At 50.4% G+C, this 25,749-nt stretch carries 22 protein-coding genes; 17 read left to right on the top strand and 5 right to left on the bottom strand.

The genetic code is table 11. From position 1 onward, the window contains the following. Nucleotides 1-137: 137 nt before the first annotated feature. Genes prmC through B5F83_RS08070 form a run of 3 tightly spaced genes read right to left on the bottom strand, consistent with a single transcriptional unit; the run spans nt 138 to nt 4,388 of the window. Nucleotides 138-1,025: a peptide chain release factor N(5)-glutamine methyltransferase gene (gene prmC, locus B5F83_RS08080; RefSeq protein WP_087279425.1), complete on the bottom strand. Its 888-nt coding sequence runs from the start codon at nt 1,023-1,025 to the stop codon at nt 138-140. Further along, nucleotides 1,025-2,062, bottom strand: a complete 1,038-nt coding sequence (locus B5F83_RS08075) for a D-alanine--D-alanine ligase family protein (RefSeq protein WP_158094196.1) — start codon at nt 2,060-2,062, stop codon at nt 1,025-1,027. Before B5F83_RS08075 ends, prmC begins: the two co-directional genes overlap by 1 nt. Then, on the bottom strand, nt 2,037-4,388 hold the full coding sequence (locus tag B5F83_RS08070; RefSeq protein WP_087279431.1) for a transglycosylase domain-containing protein: 2,352 nt from the start codon (nt 4,386-4,388) through the stop codon (nt 2,037-2,039). Before B5F83_RS08070 ends, B5F83_RS08075 begins: the two co-directional genes overlap by 26 nt. 94 nt (nt 4,389-4,482) lie before the next feature. Here B5F83_RS08070 and topA point away from each other — a divergent pair, with 94 nt between their 5' ends. Both topA and B5F83_RS08060 read left to right on the top strand, forming a co-directional pair. Beyond that, nucleotides 4,483-6,771: a type I DNA topoisomerase gene (gene topA / locus B5F83_RS08065; protein ID WP_087279434.1), complete on the top strand. Its 2,289-nt coding sequence runs from the start codon at nt 4,483-4,485 to the stop codon at nt 6,769-6,771. Between the two features lie 12 nt (nt 6,772-6,783). Next, complete coding sequence (locus B5F83_RS08060) at nt 6,784-7,290, top strand: Lrp/AsnC ligand binding domain-containing protein (RefSeq protein ID WP_087279439.1); 507 nt, start codon at nt 6,784-6,786, stop codon at nt 7,288-7,290. Nucleotides 7,291-7,311: 21 nt separating this feature from the next. On the opposite strand, the gene B5F83_RS08055 is transcribed toward B5F83_RS08060, so the two are convergent. Continuing rightward, nucleotides 7,312-8,013, bottom strand: a complete 702-nt coding sequence (locus tag B5F83_RS08055; protein ID WP_158094195.1) for a 2-C-methyl-D-erythritol 4-phosphate cytidylyltransferase — start codon at nt 8,011-8,013, stop codon at nt 7,312-7,314. A gap of 112 nt (nt 8,014-8,125) precedes the next feature. On the opposite strand from B5F83_RS08055, the gene B5F83_RS08050 reads away from it, so the two are divergent. From B5F83_RS08050 to B5F83_RS07980, 15 genes are all read left to right on the top strand, one after another. Then, the gene (locus tag B5F83_RS08050) at nt 8,126-9,145 is read left to right on the top strand and encodes a rod shape-determining protein (protein ID WP_087279444.1); all 1,020 of its coding nucleotides are present in this window, start codon (nt 8,126-8,128) and stop codon (nt 9,143-9,145) included. Nucleotides 9,146-9,151: 6 nt separating this feature from the next. Then, the gene (gene mreC, locus B5F83_RS08045) at nt 9,152-9,961 is read left to right on the top strand and encodes a rod shape-determining protein MreC (RefSeq protein ID WP_087279447.1); all 810 of its coding nucleotides are present in this window, start codon (nt 9,152-9,154) and stop codon (nt 9,959-9,961) included. Beyond that, nucleotides 9,958-10,476 (top strand): hypothetical protein, encoded by a 519-nt coding sequence (locus B5F83_RS10650; protein ID WP_158094194.1) that lies wholly within the window; start codon nt 9,958-9,960, stop codon nt 10,474-10,476. The genes mreC and B5F83_RS10650 overlap by 4 nt, the downstream gene beginning before the upstream one ends. Then, the gene (mrdA, locus tag B5F83_RS08035; protein ID WP_158094193.1) at nt 10,473-12,308 is read left to right on the top strand and encodes a penicillin-binding protein 2; all 1,836 of its coding nucleotides are present in this window, start codon (nt 10,473-10,475) and stop codon (nt 12,306-12,308) included. The genes B5F83_RS10650 and mrdA overlap by 4 nt, the downstream gene beginning before the upstream one ends. A 7-nt stretch (nt 12,309-12,315) precedes the next feature. Then, a complete protein-coding gene (gene rodA / locus B5F83_RS08030; RefSeq protein ID WP_087279454.1) occupies nt 12,316-13,743 on the top strand; it encodes a rod shape-determining protein RodA in 1,428 nt (475 codons plus the stop codon). Between the two features lie 96 nt (nt 13,744-13,839). Continuing rightward, a complete protein-coding gene (gcvP, locus tag B5F83_RS08025; RefSeq protein ID WP_087279456.1) occupies nt 13,840-16,728 on the top strand; it encodes an aminomethyl-transferring glycine dehydrogenase in 2,889 nt (962 codons plus the stop codon). Between the two features lie 35 nt (nt 16,729-16,763). After that, entirely contained in the window at nt 16,764-18,782 is a 2,019-nt protein-coding gene (locus tag B5F83_RS08020; protein WP_087279460.1) for a cytochrome c biogenesis protein CcdA, read from the top strand. Between the two features lie 33 nt (nt 18,783-18,815). Further along, nucleotides 18,816-19,295 (top strand): TlpA disulfide reductase family protein, encoded by a 480-nt coding sequence (locus tag B5F83_RS08015; protein ID WP_087279463.1) that lies wholly within the window; start codon nt 18,816-18,818, stop codon nt 19,293-19,295. Beyond that, complete coding sequence (locus B5F83_RS08010) at nt 19,295-20,902, top strand: DUF6029 family protein (RefSeq protein WP_087325302.1); 1,608 nt, start codon at nt 19,295-19,297, stop codon at nt 20,900-20,902. The genes B5F83_RS08015 and B5F83_RS08010 overlap by 1 nt, the downstream gene beginning before the upstream one ends. A 24-nt stretch (nt 20,903-20,926) precedes the next feature. Further along, the gene (locus tag B5F83_RS08005; RefSeq protein WP_087279469.1) at nt 20,927-22,276 is read left to right on the top strand and encodes an Omp28-related outer membrane protein; all 1,350 of its coding nucleotides are present in this window, start codon (nt 20,927-20,929) and stop codon (nt 22,274-22,276) included. Nucleotides 22,277-22,390: 114 nt separating this feature from the next. After that, the gene (locus B5F83_RS08000) at nt 22,391-22,918 is read left to right on the top strand and encodes a response regulator (RefSeq protein WP_087279472.1); all 528 of its coding nucleotides are present in this window, start codon (nt 22,391-22,393) and stop codon (nt 22,916-22,918) included. A 37-nt stretch (nt 22,919-22,955) separates the two neighbouring features. Next, nucleotides 22,956-23,501 (top strand): C10 family peptidase, encoded by a 546-nt coding sequence (locus tag B5F83_RS07995; protein ID WP_158094192.1) that lies wholly within the window; start codon nt 22,956-22,958, stop codon nt 23,499-23,501. Then, nucleotides 23,498-23,848, top strand: coding sequence for a hypothetical protein (locus tag B5F83_RS07990; protein WP_087279478.1), 351 nt, complete (start codon nt 23,498-23,500; stop codon nt 23,846-23,848). Before B5F83_RS07995 ends, B5F83_RS07990 begins: the two co-directional genes overlap by 4 nt. A 27-nt stretch (nt 23,849-23,875) precedes the next feature. Next, nucleotides 23,876-24,319, top strand: a complete 444-nt coding sequence (locus B5F83_RS07985; RefSeq protein ID WP_087279480.1) for a nucleotidyltransferase substrate binding protein — start codon at nt 23,876-23,878, stop codon at nt 24,317-24,319. Nucleotides 24,320-24,368: 49 nt separating this feature from the next. Next, nucleotides 24,369-24,671 carry a nucleotidyltransferase domain-containing protein gene (locus B5F83_RS07980; RefSeq protein WP_087279482.1) on the top strand — a complete coding sequence of 101 codons (303 nt, stop codon included), beginning with the start codon at nt 24,369-24,371 and terminating at the stop codon, nt 24,669-24,671. Here B5F83_RS07980 and B5F83_RS07975 read toward each other — a convergent pair. Next, entirely contained in the window at nt 24,659-25,654 is a 996-nt protein-coding gene (locus B5F83_RS07975; RefSeq protein WP_087279485.1) for an adenosine kinase, read from the bottom strand. The genes B5F83_RS07980 and B5F83_RS07975 overlap by 13 nt on opposite strands. Nucleotides 25,655-25,749: the final 95 nt, after the last annotated feature.

Raw genomic sequence — 25,749 nt, 5'->3', positions numbered from 1 at the left:
TTAAAAATTTTCCAAAAATTCAGGCTTCTGCGGACAAAATTATCACAACGGGGAGAGAAAAAAACTCAAAAAAAGAAAAAGAAACCTGGGGTGAAAGAAATTATATAATCTTGGAAATCAATATGCGGTTACGCCTCTCATCTTGAAAAGCGGCAGAACCGGTCTTTCCCGTTCAAATCCTTGATTATGACACTATTTGAAAATCCGTAGTCCATAAAGAGTCCGCGACAGCCGTCACCGAAGGCTTCGTTGATTTCAACGATACCGAACCCTTCCGGTTTCAAATGCGCAGAGGCCAGGCCGGCCAAGGCACGGTAAAACACCAACGGGTCCTCGTCTGTGACGAACAAGGCCGAATGAGGCTCATAATCGAGGACGTTCCGGGACATCAGCCGTTTTTCCGAAGATGTCACATAGGGCGGATTGGACAATATCGCATCGAAATCATCGGTTACGGGAAAATCGCCGGAAAGGATATCGTTTTGGAAAAACACAGGACAACGGGCACCGGTTTTCTGGGAAGAGGCAATCTCAAGGGCGGGATACGATATGTCGCATCCGAAAACGGCAGCCCCGGGAAGATTGGCGGACATGGCCCAGGCGATGCATCCGGAACCGGTACAGACATCCAGAATCCGCAGGCCGCTTCCCGGCAGATTCCCCGCCCCATGGGAACGGTTTCCGGAAGTCCGGAATGAATCCAGCGCAAGCCGGCACAGCTCCTCCGTTTCCTGCCTTGGAATAAGTACCGCCTTGTCCACATACAGTTCCATTCCGTAAAAATAAGCCTTGCCCGTAACATACTGGAGCGGTTCCATATTTTCCAAACGCCGCATGGCCTCCTCCAGACGGGCCTCATTCTCCACAGATATGGGATAATCCGGGTTTATCACATGCTCGAAACGCTCCGTCCCGAGAAAATCCCCGCACAGTCCGAGCACGATGGAACGCGCTTCATCGCCGGAATAACATTTTTCCAGGCGCGAAACGGCATCGCGGACAAAACGGGAAAGGGTCAAAGGCATCAGTGTCTGCGTCCTCCATCGAAAGTGGTTTCGATTATAACGGAAAGAAAATCACGGACGTCCATTCCGGCAGCCCTTATTTCCTTCGGCACGAGACTCTCGGCCGTCATACCCGGAACGGTATTCATTTCCAAAAAGAAGAGTTCTCCCGAATCGGTAAGGAAATAATCCACCCTCACAAAACCGCGGCAGCCGAAACGCTCATATATCCGGACGGAACATTCGCGTATCATCCGGTCTTCCGCCTCCGTGATGGGAGCAGGACAGATTTCCTTACTCCAGCCTTCATATTTCGCTTCGAAATCGAAATACTCCTTTTGCGGCACAATCTGCACCGGAGGCAGGGCTATCACCTGTTTCCCGTCAAAATAGACGGCATCGTCGATCTCCCTCCCGGAAATGAATTTTTCCGCAATAACGGTTTTACCTTCCGCGAAAGCATAATCCACGGCGGGAAGGAATTCTTCAGGGGATTTCACCTTCGTCACCCCGAAGCTGCTGCCGCTGTCCGTAGGCTTTACGAACATGGGAAGACCGAGTTTCGAAACGGCCTCCTGAGGACTGCACGAATCTCCCGGGTGCAACAGAATATCATCCGCCAGATGACAGATTCCGGTATCCCTTAGATAACTTTTGGCCGAAAATTTATCGAAGGTGACAGCGGATACGAAAGACGAACAGCCGCTCGAAGGGATTCCGAGCATTTCAAGGTAGGCCTGCAAAAGCCCGTTTTCCCCGGGAGTTCCGTGAATCATAATGAACGCATAGTCTATCAGCACTTTCCTGCCGTTGAGAACTACCGAGAAGTCATTCTTGTCCACTTCGACTCCGCCTGACGGCAAAACTTCGCCGTCGACACTGACTATCCGCCATGAAAGGCCCTTGAAATCCATTTCCAGGACTTCATAACGGGAAGTGTCTATATTGGCGGCCACAAACCTGCCGCTCTGCACGGATATTTCATATTCGGAGGAATTGCCTCCGTAAATCACAGCAATGACCGGTCTCATATCAATCGAAAAAAGATTCTTCATCATAGCCCGACGAGGTTTCCGCATCCGCATCGCTCCCGTCGCAATCAAGATTCAGGGTCATTCCCACGGGAGCAATGAACTTGTCCTGCTCGGAAATGCCGAGAGTCCCGTCCTTCAATACCTTATTCATGAAAATGCCCCATACGGGGAGGGCCATGTTGGAACCTCCTCCCAAGGCCAGGGATTCGAAATGCACCTGCCTGTCTTCGGCACCGACCCACACTCCGCCAGTCAGTTTCGGGGTATAGCCTATGAACCAGCCGTCGGCCTGGTCATTGGTGGTACCTGTCTTGCCGGCAAGCTCTCCCTTTATCCCGTATTTCCATCTCAGCCTCATCGCCGTACCGTCATTGACGACACCCTGCATCAGATTGACCATCAGATATGCCGTCTGCTCGCTTATAGCCTCCCTTTTCCTCGCATTGAACTCACTGAGGACATTCCCCATATTATCTTCTATACGTGTCACGAAAATCGGATCCACATGCACGCCCCTGCTCGGATAAGTATTGTAGGCACCCACCATTTCATACAGGCTCAAATCCGCCGGACCGGCGCAAAGCGAAGGCACAGGGTCCAGAAAACTCTGGACACCCATCTTATGGCACATCTCGACTATGGCTTCAGGCCCGAAACGCTTCATCAGATACGCCGATATATTGTTGCTGCTCTTGGTAAGGCCCCACTTCAGCGTAACGGTACGGCCTATCCATTCGTCCCTGTCGGTACTCTTCGGAGTCCAGGTAGTATCGCCTATGATGAAAGTCTGAGGCACGTTCACGACCTTGTCGCACGGAGACATGCCTTCCTGCATGGCAAGCGTATACAGGAACGGCTTTATTGTAGAGCCGACCTGCCTCTTTCCCTGACGGGCATTGTCATACTTGAAATAACGGTAGTTCGGTCCGCCTACATAGGCCTTTATCTCACCGGTATTCGGTTCCATTGCGATGAAGGCCGCACGCAATATGGACTTATAATATCTGATGGAATCGTCAGGGGTCATTACCGTGTCTATATGTCCCTTGGCGTTCCATGAGAACACCCTCATTTTCACAGGCTCGCCGAAACTCTTCAGAATCTCCTGCTCGGAAGCGCCGGAGGCCTTCATGTTACGGTACCTGTCGCTCCAACGCCTCGCCTGTTTCATCACCCTGTCCCGTGTCTTCGCATCTATGTCATTGGAAAACGGGGCATTGCGTTTTTTTGAGAGGTCGCGGAAAAATGCTTTCTGCAAATCGAGGCCGAGATGTTCGGCCACGGCCTCCTCGGCATATTGCTGCATCTTGTAATTGATAGTGGTATGAATCCTCAGCCCGTCCCTGTCCAGATCGTACCTGGAACCGTCCGGCTTGAAGTTTTTGTTCAGCCACCCGTAAAGGCCGTCATCCGCCCAAAGCAAGGAATCCGCGACATAATCCTCGTATGTGGAGTAGGAACTCCTTTTCGGCTCCTTGGCATTCATCACCCTCCTCAGCATATCCCTGAAATATGGAGCGATTCCAGAATTGTGGTCAAGCACTTGATATGACAGCTCGATAGGAATCAGGGATATCGAATCCCTCTCGGCAGCAGTCAGATAACCTGCCTTTTCCATCTGTGAAAGGACGAAATTGCGCCTTTTCAGGGAAGACTCCGGATTGAGGGCGGGATTGTACCTTGTCGGCTTGTTCACCATTCCCACAAGCGTGGCAGCCTCTTCCACCGTAAGCTCCGAAGGCTCCTTGCCGAAAAACGTCTGCGAAGCCGATTTTATACCGTATGCATTGCTCCCGAAGAAAACGGCATTCATGTACATGTCCATGATTTCTTCCTTCGTATAATTCCGCTCCAGTTTTACGGCGGTTATCCACTCCTTCATCTTGGTAATGACCATCTTCACCTGCCATACGACAGGGATGCGCCTTCCGAGTTCCTCCCTCGGATACAGTGTCTTGGCAAGCTGCTGGGTAATGGTACTTCCGCCTCCCTGGCTGCTCTGGCCGAGAAGCAATGTCTTTACGCCCACCCTCGCAAGGCTTCTGAAATCTATTCCGCTATGCTTGTAGAAACGCACATCCTCGGTGGCGACGGCCGCTTCGACAAGATACGGGGAAAGCTCGTCGTAATCCACGTATGACCTGTTTTCTATATGATATGTGCTCAGCACCTCCCCGCCGTCGGCCAACAGAAGGGTCGCCTCCTTGCTTTCAGGGTTTTCCAGTTCCTCGAAGGACGGGATTTCCGCAAACAGCCCCGTTCCGACCACAAGGAGCAGCACTGCCGCAATGCAGGAACAAACCACTATCCACCACCACTTTATTATCCTCTTTCTCGTTTTTTCTTTCATATCATCCTTTTTTCACGAGTCACAAAAATAGATATAAAATTTGGATTTTTACAGTCTTTATTCCTTACTTTGCAGTTTGATTTGTAAAAAGCCAATGGGAAAAAATTTAGTCATAGTCGAGTCTCCGGCAAAAGCCAAGACCATTCAGAAGTTTTTAGGAAAGGATTTTTCGGTAAAATCGAGTTTCGGCCACATCAGGGACCTGCAAACGAATACGCTGAGCGTGGACGTAGAGCACGGATTCAAGCCGGAATATGTGATTCCTGAAGACAAGAAGAAGGTAGTAGCCGAACTGACAAATGCGGCAAAATCGTCCGAAACGGTATGGCTCGCATCCGATGAAGACCGTGAAGGAGAGGCGATTGCATGGCATCTGAAAGAGACACTCGGGCTCGATGACTCGAAGACGAAACGCATAGCTTTCCATGAAATAACCCAGAAGGCGATACTTGCAGCCATCGACTCGCCGAGGGACGTAGACATGAATCTCGTCAACGCACAGCAAGCAAGGCGCGTGCTGGACAGGCTCGTCGGCTTCGAACTGTCGCCGATACTCTGGAAAAGGATACAGCCGAAACTTTCAGCCGGAAGGGTACAGTCCGTCGCACTCAGACTGGTTGTGGACAGGGAGCGTGAAATCATCGGCTTCAAACGGGCGCCCTACTACAAGACGGAAGGATTTTTCCATACCCCGGAAGGGATACAGGTGAAAGGCATCCTGAATAAAAGATTCAATGACATCGACGAGGCTTCCTCATTTGTGGAAAAGGCGGCCGTGTCAAGGTGGGAAGTGACAGGAATAGAGACAAAGGCCGGGACGAGAAGCCCTGGAGCACCTTTCACCACATCCACCCTGCAACAGGAAGCGGCAAAAAAACTCCGTTTCCCGGTAAGGCAGACCATGGGGATAGCCCAGAAACTTTACGAGGAAGGTCTTATCACATACATGAGGACCGACTCTACGAACCTTTCTTCCCTTGCAATCAATACGGCGAAAGAATACATCACCCGCAACTTCGGCCCCGAATATTCGCATCCGCGCCAGTACAAGACCAAAAGCAAGGGAGCACAGGAAGCGCATGAAGCCATCCGCCCTACCTACATAGACAGGGAGGACATAGAAGGGACCGCACAGGAGAAGAAGCTCTACAAGCTCATACGCGAAAGGACACTGGCCTCGCAGATGTCGGACGCATCCGTGGAAAAGACGGATGTCACCATAGGCTCGGGCAGCATGGAAGAGACATTCGGGCTCCAGGCCGTCAGGATAATCTTCGACGGTTTCATGAAACTTTACACCGAAAGTCCCGATGAAAACAGGACGGAAGACGATACCATGCCTGTCCTGCCAAAGGTACACAAGGGCCAGCCTATGGAACTGGACCGCCTCCATGCGGAAAACAAGTTCACACAGGCACCTCCGCGTTACTCGGAAGGCACCCTTGTAAAGAGGCTGGAAGAACTCGGCATCGGAAGGCCGTCCACCTATTCGCCTACCATATCCACCCTTACCACGGAAAGAGGTTATATATATATAGGTAACATCGAAGGCAGGAAGGAAGAAACCACGGACATCATCTGGGAGAAAGGCAGGACGACCCGCAAGACAGGGACAATCCTCGTCGGAGCGGAAAAGAACAAGCTCATCCCGCACAATGTCGGCATGGTGGTATGCGACTATCTGGTAAAGGGATTCGAAAGAATCATGGACTACGGTTTTACCGCCGATGTGGAAAAATATTTCGACAAAATCGCCGAAGGCAAAATGATATGGAATTCGCTGATTGCGGATTTCTACGGCTCCTTCCACAAAAGTGTCGAAAATTCCCCGATGCCGGATCCGGTATCGAAAAAACTCGGGGAAGATCCGTCGACAGGAGCGGAAATCTATGCAAAATTCGGAAAATACGGGGCATACGCAGAACGCATAAAAGACGGACAGAGCGAATATGCGAGCCTCCCGGGCAATATGCTCATAGAGGACATCACTCTCGAAGATGCGCTTCGCCTTTTCGCCTTCCCGATAGAGCTCGGAGAATCGCAATACGGGACGGTATCCATACACAAAGGGCCTTACGGACCTTATATAAAATGTGCGGGGAAAAACTATCCGCTTCCAAAAGGCAGCGATCCGTCCGCAACGACTCTCGAAGAGGCCGTTGGAATAATCAGGAACAAGCTCGAAAAAACAACTGAGCCGATACTTTCGGTTCCGGAGGAGGACATAACCGTCATCGAAGGAAGATTCGGGCCGTACATAAGGCACAAGGGCGGCAACTACAAAATCCCGAAAGACGTCGACGTATCCTCGATTACCGTAGAAAAATGCAGGGAAATCATAAACAACACCCAGCCGTCGAAGAAAAAGACCAGAAAGAAATAAAAAATTTTGTGTATGCAAAACTATCACATCGACCAAATCGACCAGAAAATCCTGTCGTTCCTGGTGAAAAACGCCAGGATGCCTTTCCTTGAAATCGCGCGCGAATGCGGGATTTCGGGAGCGGCCATCCATCAGAGAGTGAAGAAGATGGAAACCATGGGAGTCATCACCGGATCGAGGCTCCTCGTCAAACCGCAGGCTTTGGGGCTCAACGTATGCGCCTTCGTAGGGGTATCCCTGTCGCAGGCCAACAAATACCCCGAAGTGGTGGAATCCCTCAGGAAGATTTCCGAAATCGTGGAATGCCACTTCGTGACAGGGAGGCACGCACTGCTGCTCAAACTGTACTGCCTGAACCATGACCACCTGATGGAAGTGCTCGTCAACACAATCCAGAAAATCCCTTACGTCGAATATACCGAGACCCAGATTTCTCTGGATCAGGCCATTGAAAGGCAGGTATGGGTGAGGGAATACCCGAGCACGAGCTTTTCAGCCAACAATCCCAACAGGAAATAAGGGAAAATCTCCGGTAGCGTTTCATATTCCGGCTTCAAGCAGCCGCTGCGCAAGAACCATGTCTTCGGGAGTCGTCAGTTTAAGATTGTACGGGCTCCCCGGAACATAACGCACCCTGTATCCTGCACTCTCCACGACCGAGGCATCGTCAGTGAACATCTCGGAATAAGGCTGCGAATATGCGTCAATCAGAACCTCCGAATGGAAAATCTGGGGTGTCTGGATTCTGTATACGCCCGAACGGTCTATATCCTCTTCCGCATACAGGCAGTCTCCGGACAGGGAAAGCCTGCGGAGCGTATCAGCCGACCTGATTGCAGGACAAAGGGCAGGCTCTGCCGATGAAAGGGAAAACATCTCATCCAGCATCTTGAAGGAAGGGAACGGCCTTACACCGTCATGCACGGCGGCCACCGTTCCCGGCTCCACATATCTCAAGGCCGAACGTACCGAATGGAAACGGGTAAAGCCCCCGTCCGCTATGATATGGGGGCCTATATCGTATTCATGGCTGTCGCAATAATCCATCCAAATCCTTTTTTTTCCTTCGGGCAGGACAATGATAATCCTGAAATCGGCATAAAACGCAATGAACCTGTCTATTACGCGCCTGAGCACAGGAATCCCGCCGAGTTCCATGAACTGCTTCGGCACGGGGCCGCCCATCCTTGTGCCGCTGCCGCCGGCGACTATTATCAAATATCTGACGTTCCGTCTGTCCATCGGTAATTTTTTTACTTGCGACTGCAAAATTATGAAAGTGTTATGATAATAATTCATGGATTTGATTTAATTTTACGTTTTGAAAATTTTAAACGGTAAATTTCACACATATATGGCATTTTCTTTTTTGACTCAGGAACTGGCGATAGACCTCGGAACGGCCAATACGGTCATTTTCATGAATGACGAAATCGTCGTGGACGAACCGAGCGTAGTGGCGATAGACAAGACTACGGGCAAACCGATTGCATACGGCAAGAAAGCGAAGATGATGCACGAAAGGGTACATCCGGGCCTGAAAACCGTAAGGCCGCTGCGCGACGGAGTGATTGCCGACTTCGATGCGGCCGAAATGATGATAAGGGGCTTCATCCGGATGATAAACAAGCGGAGGACACTGTTCACCCCTAACCTGAAAATGGTAGTCTGCATACCTTCGGGCAGCACCGAAGTGGAGATAAGGGCGGTCAGGGACTCTTCCGAACATGCGGGAGGAAGGGACGTATACCTGATTTTCGAGCCTATGGCCGCAGCCCTCGGAATCGGGCTTGATGTGGAAGCCCCACACGGCAACATGGTAGTGGACATCGGAGGAGGCACTACGGAGATAGCCGTAATCTCGCTCGGCGGCATCGTGGCCCAGGAATCCATCCGCGTGGCGGGAGACGTTTTCACAAGCGAGATACAGCAGTACCTGAGGCAGCAGCACAACATAAAAATCGGCGAAATAACGGCCGAGGACATAAAACTGCACATAGGCTCCGCCATACAGGACCTCGAAAATCCGCCGGAGCCGTACACTGTCAAAGGACCTAACATAATGACCGGGCATCCGGTGGACGCCACCATAACGACACAGGAAATAGCCCATTGCCTCGACAAACAGCTTGCAAGAATCGAGCATGCCATACTCCAGGTTCTCGAAAGGACACCGCCAGAGCTTTATGCGGACATAGTGAACAACGGAGTCTTCCTTACCGGAGGAGGGGCATTGCTGAGAGGGCTCGACAAGAGGCTCGAAGACAAGATGAACATACCTTTCCACGTATCCGAGGATCCGCTCAGGGCCGTGGCGCGCGGCACGTGCATAGCATTGAAGAATACGGACAATTTCGCCTTCCTGATGAGATAAGGCATCATGGGCAGGCATGGTAATATCCGGGGAAAAGCATTGACCGCCCTTCTTTTCATCGTATTGGAAGCGGCGGCATTGTTTATGGTCGGAAACAGCGACATCATCCACCGCCAATGGGCCATGCGCGGAATAATCGCTTCGAGGGCCGCATTATTCGGAACCGCCGAGAGCATAAACGATTATTTCAGGCTCAGGAAAACCAACGATTCGCTGGCTGAAACCAACGCCGCCCTTATGGAACGGCTCTACCAGTACATGAGCCTGCTTCCGGCACAGGAAACGGATACCAGCCACACAGCCTTCCCGGGATTCGAACTCATTCCGGCAAAAATCGTCAAAGGCTCGGTAAACCGGCAGGACAATTATTTTATCCTCGACAAGGGCGAAAACGACGGGATAACCACGGACATGGGAGTGATTACCGACAAGGCCGTAGTCGGAATCGTGGACGCGGTTTCGGCGCATTATTCATACGTGATTTCCTTCATGAGCCCCGAGATGAACATCAGCGCAAGGCTGGGCCATTCCGGAATCACCGGCAGCCTCGTCTGGGACGGGAAGGGCTCCAGAAGCGCCCTTCTGAGCCAGATACCGCTGCACACTGAAATAATCAGGGGCGACACCGTGTACACGAGCGGGTTTTCAAACCTGTACCCTGCCGACATCCCGATAGGGATTGCCGAGGAAACGGAAATAGTTGACGGAGTATCGCTCAACGTGAAAATCAGACTGCTCCAGGAATTCCGCAGCCTCAGGTACGTAAACATAGTAAGGAATCCGTCCAAGGCGGAAATAGATTCACTGGCACTATGAAGACGGTACAGCATAACTCCATTTATATCATACTGATTGTCATCATACAGACAATCATAGCCAATTTCATATACGCCGGTGCGTACATCACCATAAGCCTGCTCCCGTTCATATTGCTGATGCTGCCCATGCAGTGGTCTACGGCCAGGGTACTCGTAATCTCCGTCCTGGTTTCGCTGCCCGTGGATGTTTTCGCCGAAGGGGTAATAGGACTGAACATGGCCTCCCTGCTGCCTGCCGCACTCGTCAGGGAGTGGATGATCCGGATTTTTACGGCAGGAGGGCAAAGGGAAAGGGAAGGGACCGTATCGTCCGATTGGCTGGGCCGCGGAAGGATGATTATTTTCATATCGGTCATACTCATCGTATTCCTTGCCCTGTATGTAATCATAGAATGCTCGGGCACAAGGAGCGCCGTCTTCATCCTGTCCAAGACAGCCGTATCGTACGCCGTAAATATGGCCATCTACATGTTGCTTTGGCAGGCCGTCCTAAAACCGTCAAAGACAAAATGAAGGACTACCGCACAGGCATGAGCCGCCATGCCAGGCTTACGATAGGCGTAATCGTGGCCGCAGCCATACTTCTCGGCAAACTTTTCGGGATACAGATAGTAAACGACAAATATAAAATCAATGCCGACAACAACGCCCTCGTATATTCGGTAGTCTACCCTACGAGAGGCCTCATCTACGACCGCAACGATAAAGTACTGGTCAGCAACGACATGGCATACGACCTGATGGTAACGCCGAGCGAGACCGGGGCTTTCGACACTCTGGCCCTGGCCGGAATCCTGGACGTGGAACCGGGATTCATCAGGGAAAGGATGAAGGAATACAGGGAAAACCGCAGAAGCATAGGATTCCGTTCCGTTGTCTTCATGAAAAAACTGACACCGGAAAAATACGCCCTGTTTGCAGAACAGGAATACAGGTTCCCGGGATTCCACGGGCAGGCACGCACAATCAGGAAATACCCTTTCGAAGCCGGGGGAAGCCTTTTCGGCTATGTTTCCGAAGTGGACGCTGACTATATAAAAAGACATGAAGGCGAATACAAATCGGGGGATTATGCGGGGAAGACAGGGATAGAAGGCAGGTATGAAAACATCCTCCGGGGGCAGAAGGGATACAAAGTATACCTGCGAAACGCACACAACAAAATCGAATCTTCCTACAAGGACGGGGAATACGACAGGCCCGCAATTCCGGGAAACGACATCAAAACCACCATCGACGGTTATCTGCAACAATACAGCGAAAAACTGATGGACGGCAAAAGGGGCAGTATCGTGGCCATAGAGCCTTCTTCGGGCGAGATACTCGCCCTCGTTTCGAGCCCCTGCATAAAAGTAGGACAGCTGGCGGACATCGGAAGCCATTACAATGAAATGATAACCGACCCGTCCAAGCCCATGTTCAACCGTGCAGTCCAGTCTTTTTACCCTCCGGGCTCCATATTCAAGCTGATCAACGGCCTCATCGGCCTGCAGGAAGGGGTTTTTACCCCTGCCACGAAATACCCCTGCACCGAAGGATACCATTTCGGGAACAATACTGTAGGCTGCCACAGCCATGAATCGCCCATAAATTTTACCGAAGCCATAAAAATGTCCTGCAACTCATATTTCTGCTATGTTTTCAGGGCCATACTGGAGAACCCGTCCTACCCGTCGGTACAAGCGGCCTTCGGACAATGGGAAAAATACACAAGGAGCTTCGGCCTCGGCGCCGCCCTGGGAAGCGACATCCCTTCGGAAACCTCCGGCAATGTTCCTACGGTACAATATTACGACAGGCTTTACGGCAAAAACAGGTGGAGGGCCACAACCGTACTGTCGCTGGCCATCGGCCAGGGGGAACTCGGCCTTACTCCGCTGCACATGGCCAATCTGTGCGCCACTGTAGCCAACAGGGGCTACTACCTGACCCCGCACCTCATCAAGGACTCCCCGGGCTATAATATCGACGACAAATACAGGCAACGGAATTATACCCTCATAGACACGTCCCTGTTCCCTCTTGTCGTCGAAGGCATGTACCAGGCCGTCAACGGAGGCAAGGGAGCCACCGCACAGACCGCCGCCGTCAAGGGGCTCGACATCTGCGGAAAAACCGGAACCGCCGAGAACCCGCACGGGGAAGACCATTCGGTTTTCATCTGTTTCGCCCCTAAGGACGACCCTAAGATAGCAGTTGCCGTTTACGTGGAGAACGGAGGATGGGGAGGGGCATGGGCCGCCCCGATAGCCTCGCTCGTGGTTGAAAAATACCTGAACGGGGCCATTTCCCCGGAAAGGGAAAGTGTCGAGAAAATGGTAACAGGAAAAGAAATAGCCTATTGAAGAACGGATGAGCAACTTGAAAACCATATATAAGAAAACCGACCCGTGGCTGCTGTTCTGCTATATCGCCCTTGTAATCATAGGGTGGGTCAACATCTACGCGTCCATACATGCGGACACGGCGGCTTCGATATTCGACATCGGGAACAGGGCGGGGAAACAGTTCCTGTGGATAATGGTGTCCATCGCCGCAGGCGCCGTCGTTCTGGCCATCAATTCGAGGATTTATGAAGTAGTGGCATTCTGGGCCTACCTCGGAACGGCCCTGCTGCTTTTCGTCACAATATTTTTGGGAAAAGACATCAACGGCTCCCACTCGTGGCTGAGCATAGGTCCGGTTTCATTCCAGCCTGCCGAGCTGTCCAAAATAACGACATCCATGATGCTGGCCTCGATGATGAGCCAGTTCGGTTTCAGGATAAACACTCCGCGCAACCTGGCAAGGACCGTTGCGATAATACTTATCCCGATGCTGCTGATAATAGCCGAAAAGGAAACCGGTTCCGCCTTAGTATACTTAGGTTTCGTCTTCATGCTGTACAGGGAAGGCCTCTCCGGCTGGATAATAGTGCTCGCAGGGCTGTTCATAACGCTGTTCATCATCACACTGACGATATCCCCTTTCGTGAGCCTGCTCTCCCTCGCCTGCATAATCGGCCTCGCCTACGGGGCATTTGCCGGGAAAACCCTGAAAACCGCACTGGCAGTCCTGCCCTGCACGGCACTGCTCGCGTTCCTCCCCGCCCTTACACGCTCCGGAATGTTCCAGGAAATGCAGCTTCCGGCCCCCGAATACATCCTTTTAGGCTTGTCATCGATAGGAATCGGACTCGCCGCATACAGGATTTTCAGGAAAAGGGACGACCTGGCTGCGATAATGGCCGGAACATTCATAGCCGGCGCGATACTGATATTTTCAGTCGATTTCATTTTCAACGAAGTACTTCAGGAACATCAGCGGAAAAGAATAGAAGTCCTGCTCGGGATGGAAGAGGACCCTACCGGGATAGGATACAACGTCACCCAGTCAATGATAGCCATAGGTTCGGGCGGTTTCAGCGGAAAAGGCTTCCTGAAAGGCACGCAGACCGCATACGGCTTCGTTCCGGAGCAGAGTACGGACTTCATTTTCTGTACGGTCGGGGAAGAATGGGGCTTCCTCGGAAGCACCGCGGTCATCGCGCTTTACGTGCTGCTGATTTGCAGAATCATTTCCCGGGCGGAAAAAAGCACGGATTCCTTCACGCGCATATACGGCTACTGCATAGCCTGCTGTTTTTTCATGCACTTTTTCATAAACATAGGCATGACCATAGGCATAATGCCGGTTATCGGCATTCCGCTCCCGTTCCTGAGTTACGGCGGCTCCTCCCTGCTCTGTTTTACGCTGATGCTTTCCGTCTTCATCTCTCTTGATGCAAGATACAAACGCTGACATAATAACTGAAAAATTATTTGTTTTTTCAAAAAAATTCATACTTTTGTAGTTTGAATTTTTTACATTAATTCAGAAAATTAATATCTTTTTAAAATGAGATTTGTTGACAGACACAACGGTCCGGACGAAAGGCAGGTCGGCGAAATGCTGGCCGTTCTTGGACTTAAAGATTTGAGCGAGCTTGTCGCACAGACCGTACCTTCCGACATATTGTTGAAAGAGCCCCTTGCATTGGACAAGGCTTTGAGTGAGCATGAATATCTCGGAAAACTCAAGAACACGGCCCGGAAGAACATTCCTTTCAGGTCGATGATAGGCTGCGGTTTCTACGGGACCGCGACACCTTCGGTTATTACAAGAAACATTCTCGAAAACCCGAGCTGGTATACTTCATATACTCCGTATCAGGCGGAAATCTCCCAGGGACGTCTCGAAGCCCTTCTGAATTTCCAGACAATGATAGCGAGCCTGACCGGCTTCAACCTTGCGAACTGCTCCATGCTCGACGATTCGACGGCAGCGGCAGAAGCGATGAGGATGATGTACGAACTCAGGCCGAGGGCGGCGGTAAAAGAGGGCAGGAACATTGTTTTCGTGGATGAAAACATCTTCCCTCAGAACCTGTCCGTAATAATGACCCGTGCAAAAGGCCTCGGCATAGAAGTGGTCACCGGCTCATATAAGGACTATACATTCGATCCGAAATGCTACGGGGCTATCGTGCAGTTCCCGGCAGCGGACGGCTCCGTAAGGGACTATGGCGATTTTGCCCGCAGGGCCCACGAAGCCGGAGCGATGGTAACCGCCATCTGCGACCTGCTTTCACTCGCAATCTTCAAGGAACCGGCGGCATGGGGAGCCGACATAGCGGTAGGCTCGGCACAGCGCTTCGGACTTCCGATGGGTTTCGGAGGCCCGGTTGCCGGATGGATGGCCACCAAGGACGAATACAAGAGATTCATTCCGGGACGAATCATAGGCATCTCGGTGGACAGGCTCGGCAAACCGGCATACAGGCTTGCCCTCCAGACACGCGAGCAGCACATAAAGAGAGAAAAGGCGACTTCGAACATCTGCACGGCCACCGCATTGATGGCGGTAATGTCAGGCATGTATGCGGCATACCACGGAGCCGACGGCATCAGGAAAATAGCATTCGGCTGCTACAAGTCGGCGCATAAGGTGGCCGAAAAACTCAGCGCGGCCGGATACACCGTAAGGGGCGTGGACGGAGCCTGCGGAACGGAGGAGTTCTTCGACACCATAGAAATAATGGATTTCAAAGGCAAGGCTCTTGATACTGCCGATATCCGCAAGAAGGCCGAAGAAGCGAAAATCAACTTCTACTACACTCCGGCAGGGACCATCAGGATATCATTCGACGAACTCACCGACTGCAAGGAGAAACGCGCCATACTCGACATCTTCGGAGCGGCCTGCGAATGCGGGACCGATGCGGGACACGGCAAAGGCGAATGCTGCGAAACCAAAACAAGGATGCTTGCAAGGGAAAACGAAGCCCTTACCCAGGAAATATTCAACAAGTACCATTCCGAGACCGAGATGATGCGCTACATCAAGAAACTCGAGCGCAAGGACATCTCGCTGACTCATTCGATGATTCCTCTCGGCTCATGCACGATGAAGCTCAATGCGGCAGCGGAAATGGCAGCCGTGACATGGAGCGAATTTGCCGACGTGCATCCTTTCGCACCGGCATGGCAGACGGAAGGGTCGATGCAGATAGTACGCGAAGTAGAACACGACCTTTCGGTCATAACCGGAATGGCAGGATGCTCGCTCCAGGCAACTTCGGGGGCCGGCGGCGAATATGCAGGCCTCACCACCATCAGGGCATACCTGAGAGGCACGGGTCAGGAAAACAGGGACGTAATGATTATCCCTACTTCAGCCCACGGCACGAACCCGGCTTCCGCCGCAATGGCAGGTTTCAGGATAGTGCTTGTAGGATGCGATGAAAACGGAAACATCAACGTGGAAGAACTCTGCGAAAAAGCGCGCGAGAACAAGGACAGCCTTGCAGGCATAATGATTACATATCCGTCCACCCACGGAGTATTCGAGGTGCATATAAGGAAAATAGTGGACACCATCCATGAAAACGGCGGTCTCGTATATATGGACGGCGCCAACATGAATGCCCAGGTCGGCATAACGAATCCGGGATTCATCGGAGCGGATGTCTGCCACCTCAATCTGCACAAGACCTTCGCCATGCCTCACGGCGGCGGCGGCCCTGGAGTAGGCCCTATCTGCGTAACGGAGAAACTGCTTCCTTACCTTCCGGGGTATCCTTTGAAGGAAATCGGAACGGATTGCGGCCTGTCCGAAAGCCTCAGGGGCACTTCCCAGACGGCTGTCGGCGCAAGCCCTTACGGAAGCCCGCTGCTTCTTCCTATCACACACGCCTACATCAAGATGCTCGGCCCGGACGGACTGCGCCGTGCAAGCGAGATAGCCATACTCAATGCAAACTACGTTTCAGTAAGGCTCGCCCCGGAATTCAGGACCTACTATACGGGAGAGACAGGCAGGGTCGCACACGAGTGCATTATTGATTTGCAGAATTTCAAGGCCGATTACGGAGTGGATGCAACGGACGTGGCCAAGAGGCTTATGGATTACGGTTTCCATGCCCCTACCCTTTCATTCCCTGTGCATGAGACACTTATGGTAGAGCCGACCGAAAGCGAATCGAAAGACGAGCTCGACAGGTTCATCGAAGCGATGAAATCAATAAAGGCCGAATGCGAAGCCATCACGGACCAGGAAGACAACCTCCTGAAAATGGCCCCTCATACGGCGGAAGAGACCTGCGCCGACACCTGGAACCATCCTTACGGGAGGGAACAGGCCGCTTATCCGCTGGAATGGATAAGGGAAAACAAGTTCTGGCCTGCCTGCGCCCGCGTGGATAACGGTTACGGTGACAGAAACCTTGTTGCGGTACGTGAAAAATAACGGATATTTTTGAATCATAATATAAAAGCACAGTAATGAAAATATTCAGAACGATAAAAGCCATAGCAGTATCAATATTGCTGCTGCCAGGTATGTTTTCGGCAGCTTCCGCGCAAGACAAAGTGGTTTCGTGGAAAGCGGATGCCAAGAATATCGGCGAAGACCTTTACCGGATTGAAATAGAAGCCACCATTGAAAAGGGATGGCATATCTATGATCTTGATCCGGCATGTCCGGCAATGCCGACATCGTTTACATTTTCCTACGGTGAAGGGGCACAGCCGGAAGGCTCACTCAAACAACATCAGGAACCTACAAGAGTGTTCGATGAAATATACGGTGAGGAAATAGGCTACTTCGAGGGCAAGGCGGTATTCACCCAGGATGTGAGACTCTCGACTCAGGGCGCGACCGTCGAAATGTTCCTTGAATATATGGCATGCAACGACATGAACTGCCTGCCTCCTGCCGATACTACAATTACATTCACTCTGGGAGCGGAGTCAGCGGCAGTCCCGGTGGCCGTTTCGGCAGAAGAACATCGTGAATTAAAGGCAGCCGACAGCGCATCCGTCATTTCCGAAACACCTTCGAACCTGTGGAGCAACATACTGTCCGCAATAATGTGGGGACTCGTAATGCTGTTCACGCCTTGCGTATTCCCGATGGTGCCGATGACGGTTTCGTTCTTCATCAAAGGCTCTGAAAACAAAAGGATTGGCAGATTCCGCGCATTCATGTACGGACTGTTCATAATACTCCTGTATACCGTCCCTATCGCCGCAATAATCGTTATAACGAGGATTGTCGGAGGCGATGCGGTAACGGCGGATATCTTCAACTGGCTGGCTACGCACTGGCTGCCTAATATCATTTTCTTCCTGGTATTCATGATTTTTGCGGCTTCGTTCTTCGGAGCTTTCGAAATCACGATGCCGAGCAAATGGGTGAACAAGAGCGACCAGAGTTCCAACAAGAAAGGCCTCGGAGGAGTATTCTTCATGGCACTGACCCTCGTGCTCATCTCGTTCTCCTGCACCGGACCTATTGTCGGAAGCGTGCTCATAGAATCCGTACAGGGCGGCAAGTTCTGGGATCCTATCATCACGATGCTGGCATTCTCGATAGCATTCGCACTTCCATTTACATTCTTCGCCTTCTTCCCGTCCGTACTGAAGAAACTGCCGAAGAGCGGAGGCTGGCTGAATTCCGTCAAAGTCGTCCTCGGTTTCATAGAGCTTGCATTGGGACTTAAATTCCTCAGCACCGCCGATCAGGCATACCACTGGGGGATACTCGACAGGGAGATTTACCTCGCCTTGTGGATTGTCATATTCACCCTCCTCGGGTTCTACCTGCTCGGGAAATTGCGTTTCAAGAACGATTCTCCGGTCGAACACGTGAGCATAACAAGGCTCATACTGTCGATTGTCGTATTCACTTTCGTAGTATATATGATCCCTGGAATGTGGGGCGCCCCTCTCAAGGCGCTTTCCGGATACATGCCTCCTATGGCTACCCAGGACTATGTGGTAACCGCCGGTGGAGCCGTCGCCCAGACGACAGTAACGTCGGGCAACGTAGAAGGGAGGAAATATGCAGACTTCCTGCACCTGCCTCATCACCTCGAAGGGTTCTTCGACTATGACGAAGCCCTCGCATACGCCAGGGAGGTCAACAAACCGGTATTCGTGGATTTTACCGGACATGCATGCGTGAACTGCCGCGAGATGGAAGAAAGGGTGTTTTCAGACCCGCGCATCCTCGACATGTTCCGCAACGACTTCGTGATGGTTGCGCTGTACATGGATGACAAGACCGAAGTCGATGAAAGCGAATGGGTGACAACCGAAAGCGGAAGGGTATTCAAGACACTGGGCAAGATAAATACCCATATCGCCAATGAAAGATACAACATAAACGCACAACCATATTACCTGATAGTAGACCATGAGGGCAACCAGCTCGTACCGAACAGAAGCTATGACCTCGATATCGAAGCATTCATACAGTTCCTCGAAAACGGCAAAAAGGCGTTTTACGAGAAACAATAGGACTTTGTCTAACGAAAAAAAACAATTTGTGATATGAAAAAGATTTTATTGACACTCGCAGCCGTAATGGCATTCATAACAGTCGCTTCCGCACAGGATTTCCCTAACGTAAGCGTGGAGGACAGGAGCGGCAAGGAAATAATGACGAAAGAACTTCTCGGCAAGCCGATGATAGTTTCATTCTGGGCGATAACCTGCAAGCCATGCATCATGGAACTCAACGCCATGAACGACATGTATTACGACTGGCTGGATGAAGCCGACTTCGAGATAGTTGCAGTATCCATCGACGATGCGCGTAGCTCATCAAGGGCAAAGGCCATGTCGAGCGAATGGGAATTCACCTGCCTGTACGATGTCAACCAGGACATGAAAAGGGCAATGAACGTATCGCTTACCCCTCAGACATTCATCGTTGATGCGGAAGGCAATATCGTTTACTCGCACTCCGGATACACGCCGGGAAGCGAAGTCGAGCTTTTTGAAAAAATCAAAGAAATAGCTAACGAATAATGAAAAGGTTTTTACTATTCGTATTGGCGGCAGCCATGGCGACGGCTCCTGCATTTGCACAGGACGACGAAAAGAAGGACAAGCCAAAGGGCAACCTCTCGGGAAGTTTCGAAACCAATACCATATATTATATGGTGGACAAAGCCTCGAATGCCGAGTCGCCTGACGGACGTTTCGGTTCCAACAACTATCTGAAACTGGACTATACGAGAGGCCGTCTGTCGATAGGCGTACAGTTCGAGGGATATTTTCCTTCGCTTTTGGGATATAACATAGGTACCTACGGAGAAGGCAAGAAATTTTTCCTCGCCAACAAATATGTAAGATGGCAGGACGAAAACTTCACGGTCCATGTAGGAGACATCTATGAACAGTTCGGCAGCGGACTCGTTTTCAGAAGCTTCGAAGACCGTACCCTCGGCATTAACAACTCGATTGAAGGCGTATTCGCTTCATACAACTTCAACAACTACGTACAAATCAAAGGTCTCTACGGCCGTCCGAGACTGTACGACTACTACGCCGACTCATGGGTAAGGGGCGCCGACCTTTCGGTTTCCATAAACGACATGTTCAACACCTGGGACTGGGTGCTGTCCCTGGAAGGAAGCTATATCAACAGGCATGAAAACAAGGCCGACTATCCTACACTCAGCAATACGAATACAAACCTTGTTTCCGGAAGGCTGAATTTCGAATATTCAGGGTTCTATCTGTCCGGAGAATATGTTGATAAAAGCAAGGACATCGCAGACCTCCCCGGCAATGCAATCCTTGCGGAGGCAGGATACACAGGCAAAGGTTTTGCAGTCGTGGCGACATTCAGGAAACTCAAACACATGAGCACTCCTCTGACATACGCTTTGGGAATGGGCGGAAACCTTGGACAGCCGGAAAATACGTTGAACTTCATACCGGCTTTGACAAGACAATACACCTACCTCCTTACCAACCTCCATCCATATCAGGTAAATGCCGATGATGAAATCGGAGGACAGTTCGATGCCTTTTATACCATGAGAGACAAGAACGACAGGCGTAAGAAATGGTCATTCCACCTTAATTTTTCAACATATTACACAAGCCAGAACAAAAACATACTTTGGAGGGATTTGAATTTCGATGTCGAAAGACAATGGAACAAAAAACTCAAAACCTCATTCCTGTATTCATGGCAGACAGACAACACCGAAGATATAATGATTGCCACGACCGGCAAAGCGGCACAGTCCCATATCTTCGTCTATGACATGACATATAAGATAAACACATACAATTCATTCAGATTTGAGCTCCAATATCTGTATGCCCCGTTAAAGGGAGAACAATATTATAATGCGAATCACAACGAGGGCGATTGGGTCGCAGCACTGTTCGAATACAACTTCGCCCCTAACTGGAGTTTTTACGCAAGCGACATGTACAATATAGATCAAATCATGCCACATCCGCATTACTATAATGTCGGCTTCAGTTATTCCAAAGGCCGTACAAGGGTACAGCTCAGTTACGGCCGCAACCGCGCAGGCTATATCTGTTCCGGCGGAGCCTGCCGTTACAACCCTGCATATACCGGTTTCAACCTTTCATTAACATCAGCATTTTAGAAACTTATTTAAACATTAAACGATATGAAAATTTTCAATTACATTCTCACGGCAGTTCTCGCAATAACGATGATTGCTTCATGTGAAACGGCACCGGGCGTGAAAAACGTCACACTGCTTCCGAGCAGCAACAGTTTCAACGCCGGTATCGACACTATCAGCTTTACCGTACAATACGGTGAAGAAGACGTAACAGCCGATGCACAGGTATTTACAACAGACAATGCAGAGCTTACAGACAAAAAGTTCTCGTCTTCAATTCCAGGGAACTATAATTTTTACGCCATCTACAATGATATGGCATCTGTGGAAGTTACGGTAACGGCATTAGGTAATCTGGAACTTATCGCCGACAAGACTACCATTACTCCTGACGGCAGCGACGTAGTTACATTCACCGTAATGCAGGACGGTATCGATGTTACCTCCGAAAGTACATTGTACCTGATACCTGAGGACGGCGGTGAACCTATAGCTCAGGACGGCTTCACATTCTCTACTACGGAAGAGGGTAGCTATAAATTCTACGCTACTAAGGGCAGCGCTTCATCCAACACAGTTACAATCAACGCATTCGGGGATGCACCAGAATCTTGGTCATTCAGGAAAAGAGCATTTTTGGTTGAAATTACCACAACCGGATGCCCTCCATGCGCTTACATGAAAGCCGCAGTAAAACATCTCGAACAAAGCGGATGGGATGAGGGATACGCAGCGGAATTACATACGACCGGAGTAAATGGTGTCAAAGACCCAATGTACGATGCGCTTATTTTCAACCTGGTAGGACAGGCAGTAGTACAGGCTTCAAGCTTTGGAGTCCCTTATTTGGGATGGAATTTCAGTGATATCGTTGCGGAAGGTGCGGGGAGTAACGTATCTTATATTGCAAGCCAGCTTAGCCAGAAAACGGACACGGCAAATGAGGCCTATGAATGTACATCCGGAGCAAGTGTCATCTGTAGCGAAAGCAACGGTAAACTGAATGTTTCTGCAAATGTAGCAATTGCTGAAGACGGCAATTACAAAGTAAACTGCTACATTCTTGAAGACAACATCAGGCAAAATCAGGCCAATGCAAGTGCGGTTCCTGACTATGATGTAAACAATCACATGAACGTGATAAGGACATTGGCAAATACTAATGATGTATTCGGAGATCCTGTAACCGTAGGAGCAAACGGAATAGAATCCTTCACCTGGACTTTTGAATCTTCAGACTTGAATCTGATCAACAACGACCTTGAAAATGTCCATGTATATGTCGTAATATCCAAAGAAGAAGGAGTTGACGGATATATCGTGAACAACGTAGTCAAGTGCGCGTTAAACGGTTCTACTCCATACGAGTATGCAGAATTGGAAACAATATAAGCTACAATCAGTTTGCTTATCATGATTTAAAGCAAGGCGGCCTCTGGCCGCCTTGCTTACTTTAATACATGCACATGGGACGTTTCATACCCGGATTTGTCCGGTTCATGGAAGATGAAGATACTCGTACTTGAAGACGGGATGCAGGACTTCGCGCTCCTGCAAGGTCATTTGGAGTCATTGTCCGGGGATTACGAAATCATCGGGCCGGCCAGCACAGTAGCCTCTGCCAGGACACTGCTCCGAAAGGACAGTTATGATTTAATCATAGCGGACATACGGCTCGCCGACGGACTTGTTTTCGAGGCCCTCGATGACTCCCCGGCGAAATGTCCGGTCATTTTTACCACCAGGTACGATGAATATGCCATAAAGGCGTTCAAATACAACGGCATAGACTATCTGTTGAAACCGGTTATACGGGAAGAACTGGCCGAGGCCATAAGGAAAGTCCGCAATCCGCACCTTCAACCGGAAGAGTCCGTAAAACCCGACAACACAGGCATGAAGAACGGGCTCCGCCACCGCCAGAGATTCCTCGTGTCCAAAAAAGACGGCTATCTCGCCATAGATGTCGGAACGGTCAGCTACATTTACTCGGAAGGAGGACTTACGAGCCTGAAACAATGGATGGATATCTGAGCCGTCAGGAAAATCGTCAGCCCGCTTCTCGCAAAATTTGCCGGCTGGCACCAGAACTCACTCATATACCACTCCTGTCGGAAGACGTTCCGCGGCATACCTGCTCAAAGGGATAAGCTCCGGATGCAAGAGCCTGTATTTTTATGAAGGGACTTTTACATTCCCGTGCAACGCAATCTCGTTCATGGAAGCCATGGGATTGTACAACGTACAGAAACAGAAATACAGTTTCGAGAGGGTCACCGGCATGATAGACAGAGGCTGTCCACTCATCATTTATTCGCTCCCGAATGCAAACATTTTCAAAAGCCATTGCTGGAATATCGACGGCTACAAAATCAAGGAGCGTACGATTACAATCAAACGGTACACAGGCGACCGCGTAGAGACGATAACCGTGAAAAAGGAAGTCTGCAATATGGTACACTGCGATTTCGGATGGGGAGGGCAATGCAACGGATACTATGTTTCCGGAGTGTTCAAACTGAACGACCCGAATATCGAACACGATTATTACGGAGACTCCGGACAGTCTACGAATTATAATACTTTTACTAAAATAATCACATACAACAGGCCATGATCAAGACATTGACACACATTCTGATTGCGGGACTGGCACTGCTATGTGCAGTTTCCTGCGAATTCGAGGAAAACCAGATGGGATATCCGCACAAAATCATATTCCCGAAAGACGGAGGAGAACAGGTCTTTACCGGAAAACGGACTTTTTCCTATCTCATAATCGCGGAGGGGACGGAAGAACACTCTTCCGAAAAGACCGACGGGATGATTACGGTTCAGCACAAATGGCTGACAGCCAAATCCCGGGAAGGAAGCAAGCAGCTGATAATAACGGCCGAGAAATCCTCCTTAAAATTATTTTACAATAAACAAGAGGCCATAAGTCAAAAATCAATATCTTTGTAAAGATTAATAGTCCATTACAATATTACAATGCCGGAAGAAAAAGACATACGCTGGATACAGCGCTTCAGCAATTATCGCAATGCCCTGCTAAGACTGACACAGGCAGTGGAAATTGTTGCCAAAGATACGGAATCCATAGACTTGGAAGAAGTGGACGACCTGTTGAAGGAAGGCCTGATACAACGCTTCGAGTACACACATGAACTTGCATGGAAGGTAATGAAAGACTATGCCGAATACCAGGGCTACACGGATATCAGAGGCTCACGCGACGCCATACGCAAAGCTTTCGAAATGGGACTGATTTCGGATAAAAGATGGATGGACTCGATAGAAGACCGGAATCTGACTTCTCACAATTATGATGATGACGTTGCCGAGGAAATTTATTGGGCAATAGTCGATGTGTACCATCCGCTATTCATCGAATTCGAAAAAAAGATGCAGCAGATTTCGGGCACAGGCAGATAATAGCCTGGGACATTTGGAAGATACACATGTATTTAAATTCCCATTATCAATGCCATACGGACTTACAGACATAGAATTACAAAAGCTGAACGAAGTTTTTGCCGCGAATGGGCGCATCGAAAAAGTCATTCTTTACGGCTCGCGCGCAAAAGGGAACTTCAAACCGTTTTCCGACGTAGACATTACACTCGTCGGGCCTTCACTGTCCCGCGAAGATTATCATCTCATACTTCAGGAAATAGATGACCTCCTGTTGCCTTACAGGTTCGACATTTCGTTGTACCACAGCCTGAAGAACCCGGACCTGATTGACCACATCGACAGAAGGGGGATTGAAATCTACCGCCGGTAATCGGATATTTTCTCCCTGATTTCCTGCTTGGCGGCCTTCCAGCGGGGTATGTCTATCTTGGTACCTACTACCTCAACTACCTTTGCGGCAATGATGGAGCCTATCTCCCCGCAGGCCTTCAACGGAAGCCCGAGAGAATGGGCATAGAGGAAACCGGCGGCATACGTATCCCCCGCCCCGGTGGCATCGATAGTGTTTGCCGGCCATGCTTCGATAAAATGGTATTCATCGCCGCTCTTTACCATCGAGCCGTCCTTGCCGACCTTTACCACGGCTATGTCGCTGAAACGGGCCATTTCATCGAGGGCTTCCCGAGGTTCAAGCCCGGTAAAGGCCTTGGCCTCTGTCTCGTTGGCAAAAATAATATCAACATAATTGTCGACTATGTCATGAAGGAACGCCTTGTTGGATTCCACTACGTTGTAGGAGGCCATGTCTATCGAAACGGTAAGCCCCGCCTCTTTCGCCAGTTCTACCGCACGGCGAATCAGGAACTGGTTCTGTACGAGATAGCCTTCGACATGAAAATAATCGTACCCCCGGAACATATCGGGACTGAGTTCTTCCGGAACCAGCTCCAGGGCGGCGCCGAGATAAACGGCAAAAGTACGCTCGGCATTCGGGGCCGTGATGAAGACCATCGCCCGTCCCGAAGCATGTTTTCCTATGAGAAGACGGGAAGAAATGCCGTACTGCTCCTGATCGGACTTGAAAAGATGCCCCAGTTCGTCATCCCCCACCTTTCCTATGAACCCGGACGGCATGCCGAATATGGCCGTACCCGTAATCGTATTGGCGGCCGAGCCCCCTGCCACATACTGCACCCCCATTGTCCTCAGGGTCTGCCATATCTTGTCCCCCGTAGCCTGATCCACATGCTGCATGCTGCCCTTAGGCAAATGGAACTTCTTCAACAATCCATCATCAGGCAACACTGCCAGAATGTCCGTAAGGGCGTTGCCCATTCCCAAAATCTTTTTCATATTCAAAAGTAAGTCTTTTTCGGGAAATTTTCCGATTTGGCTCCGAATAATTTGCTCGGATGATTGTTTACGCATAACTTTGCCGCGTTTAAAAA

Source organism: Muribaculum sp. An289, from assembly GCF_002159555.1.
Classification (GTDB): domain Bacteria; phylum Bacteroidota; class Bacteroidia; order Bacteroidales; family UBA932; genus Merdivivens; species Merdivivens faecigallinarum.
The sequence above is the reverse complement of the archived record's forward strand: the minus strand, read 5'-3'. Positions and strand labels throughout refer to the sequence as shown.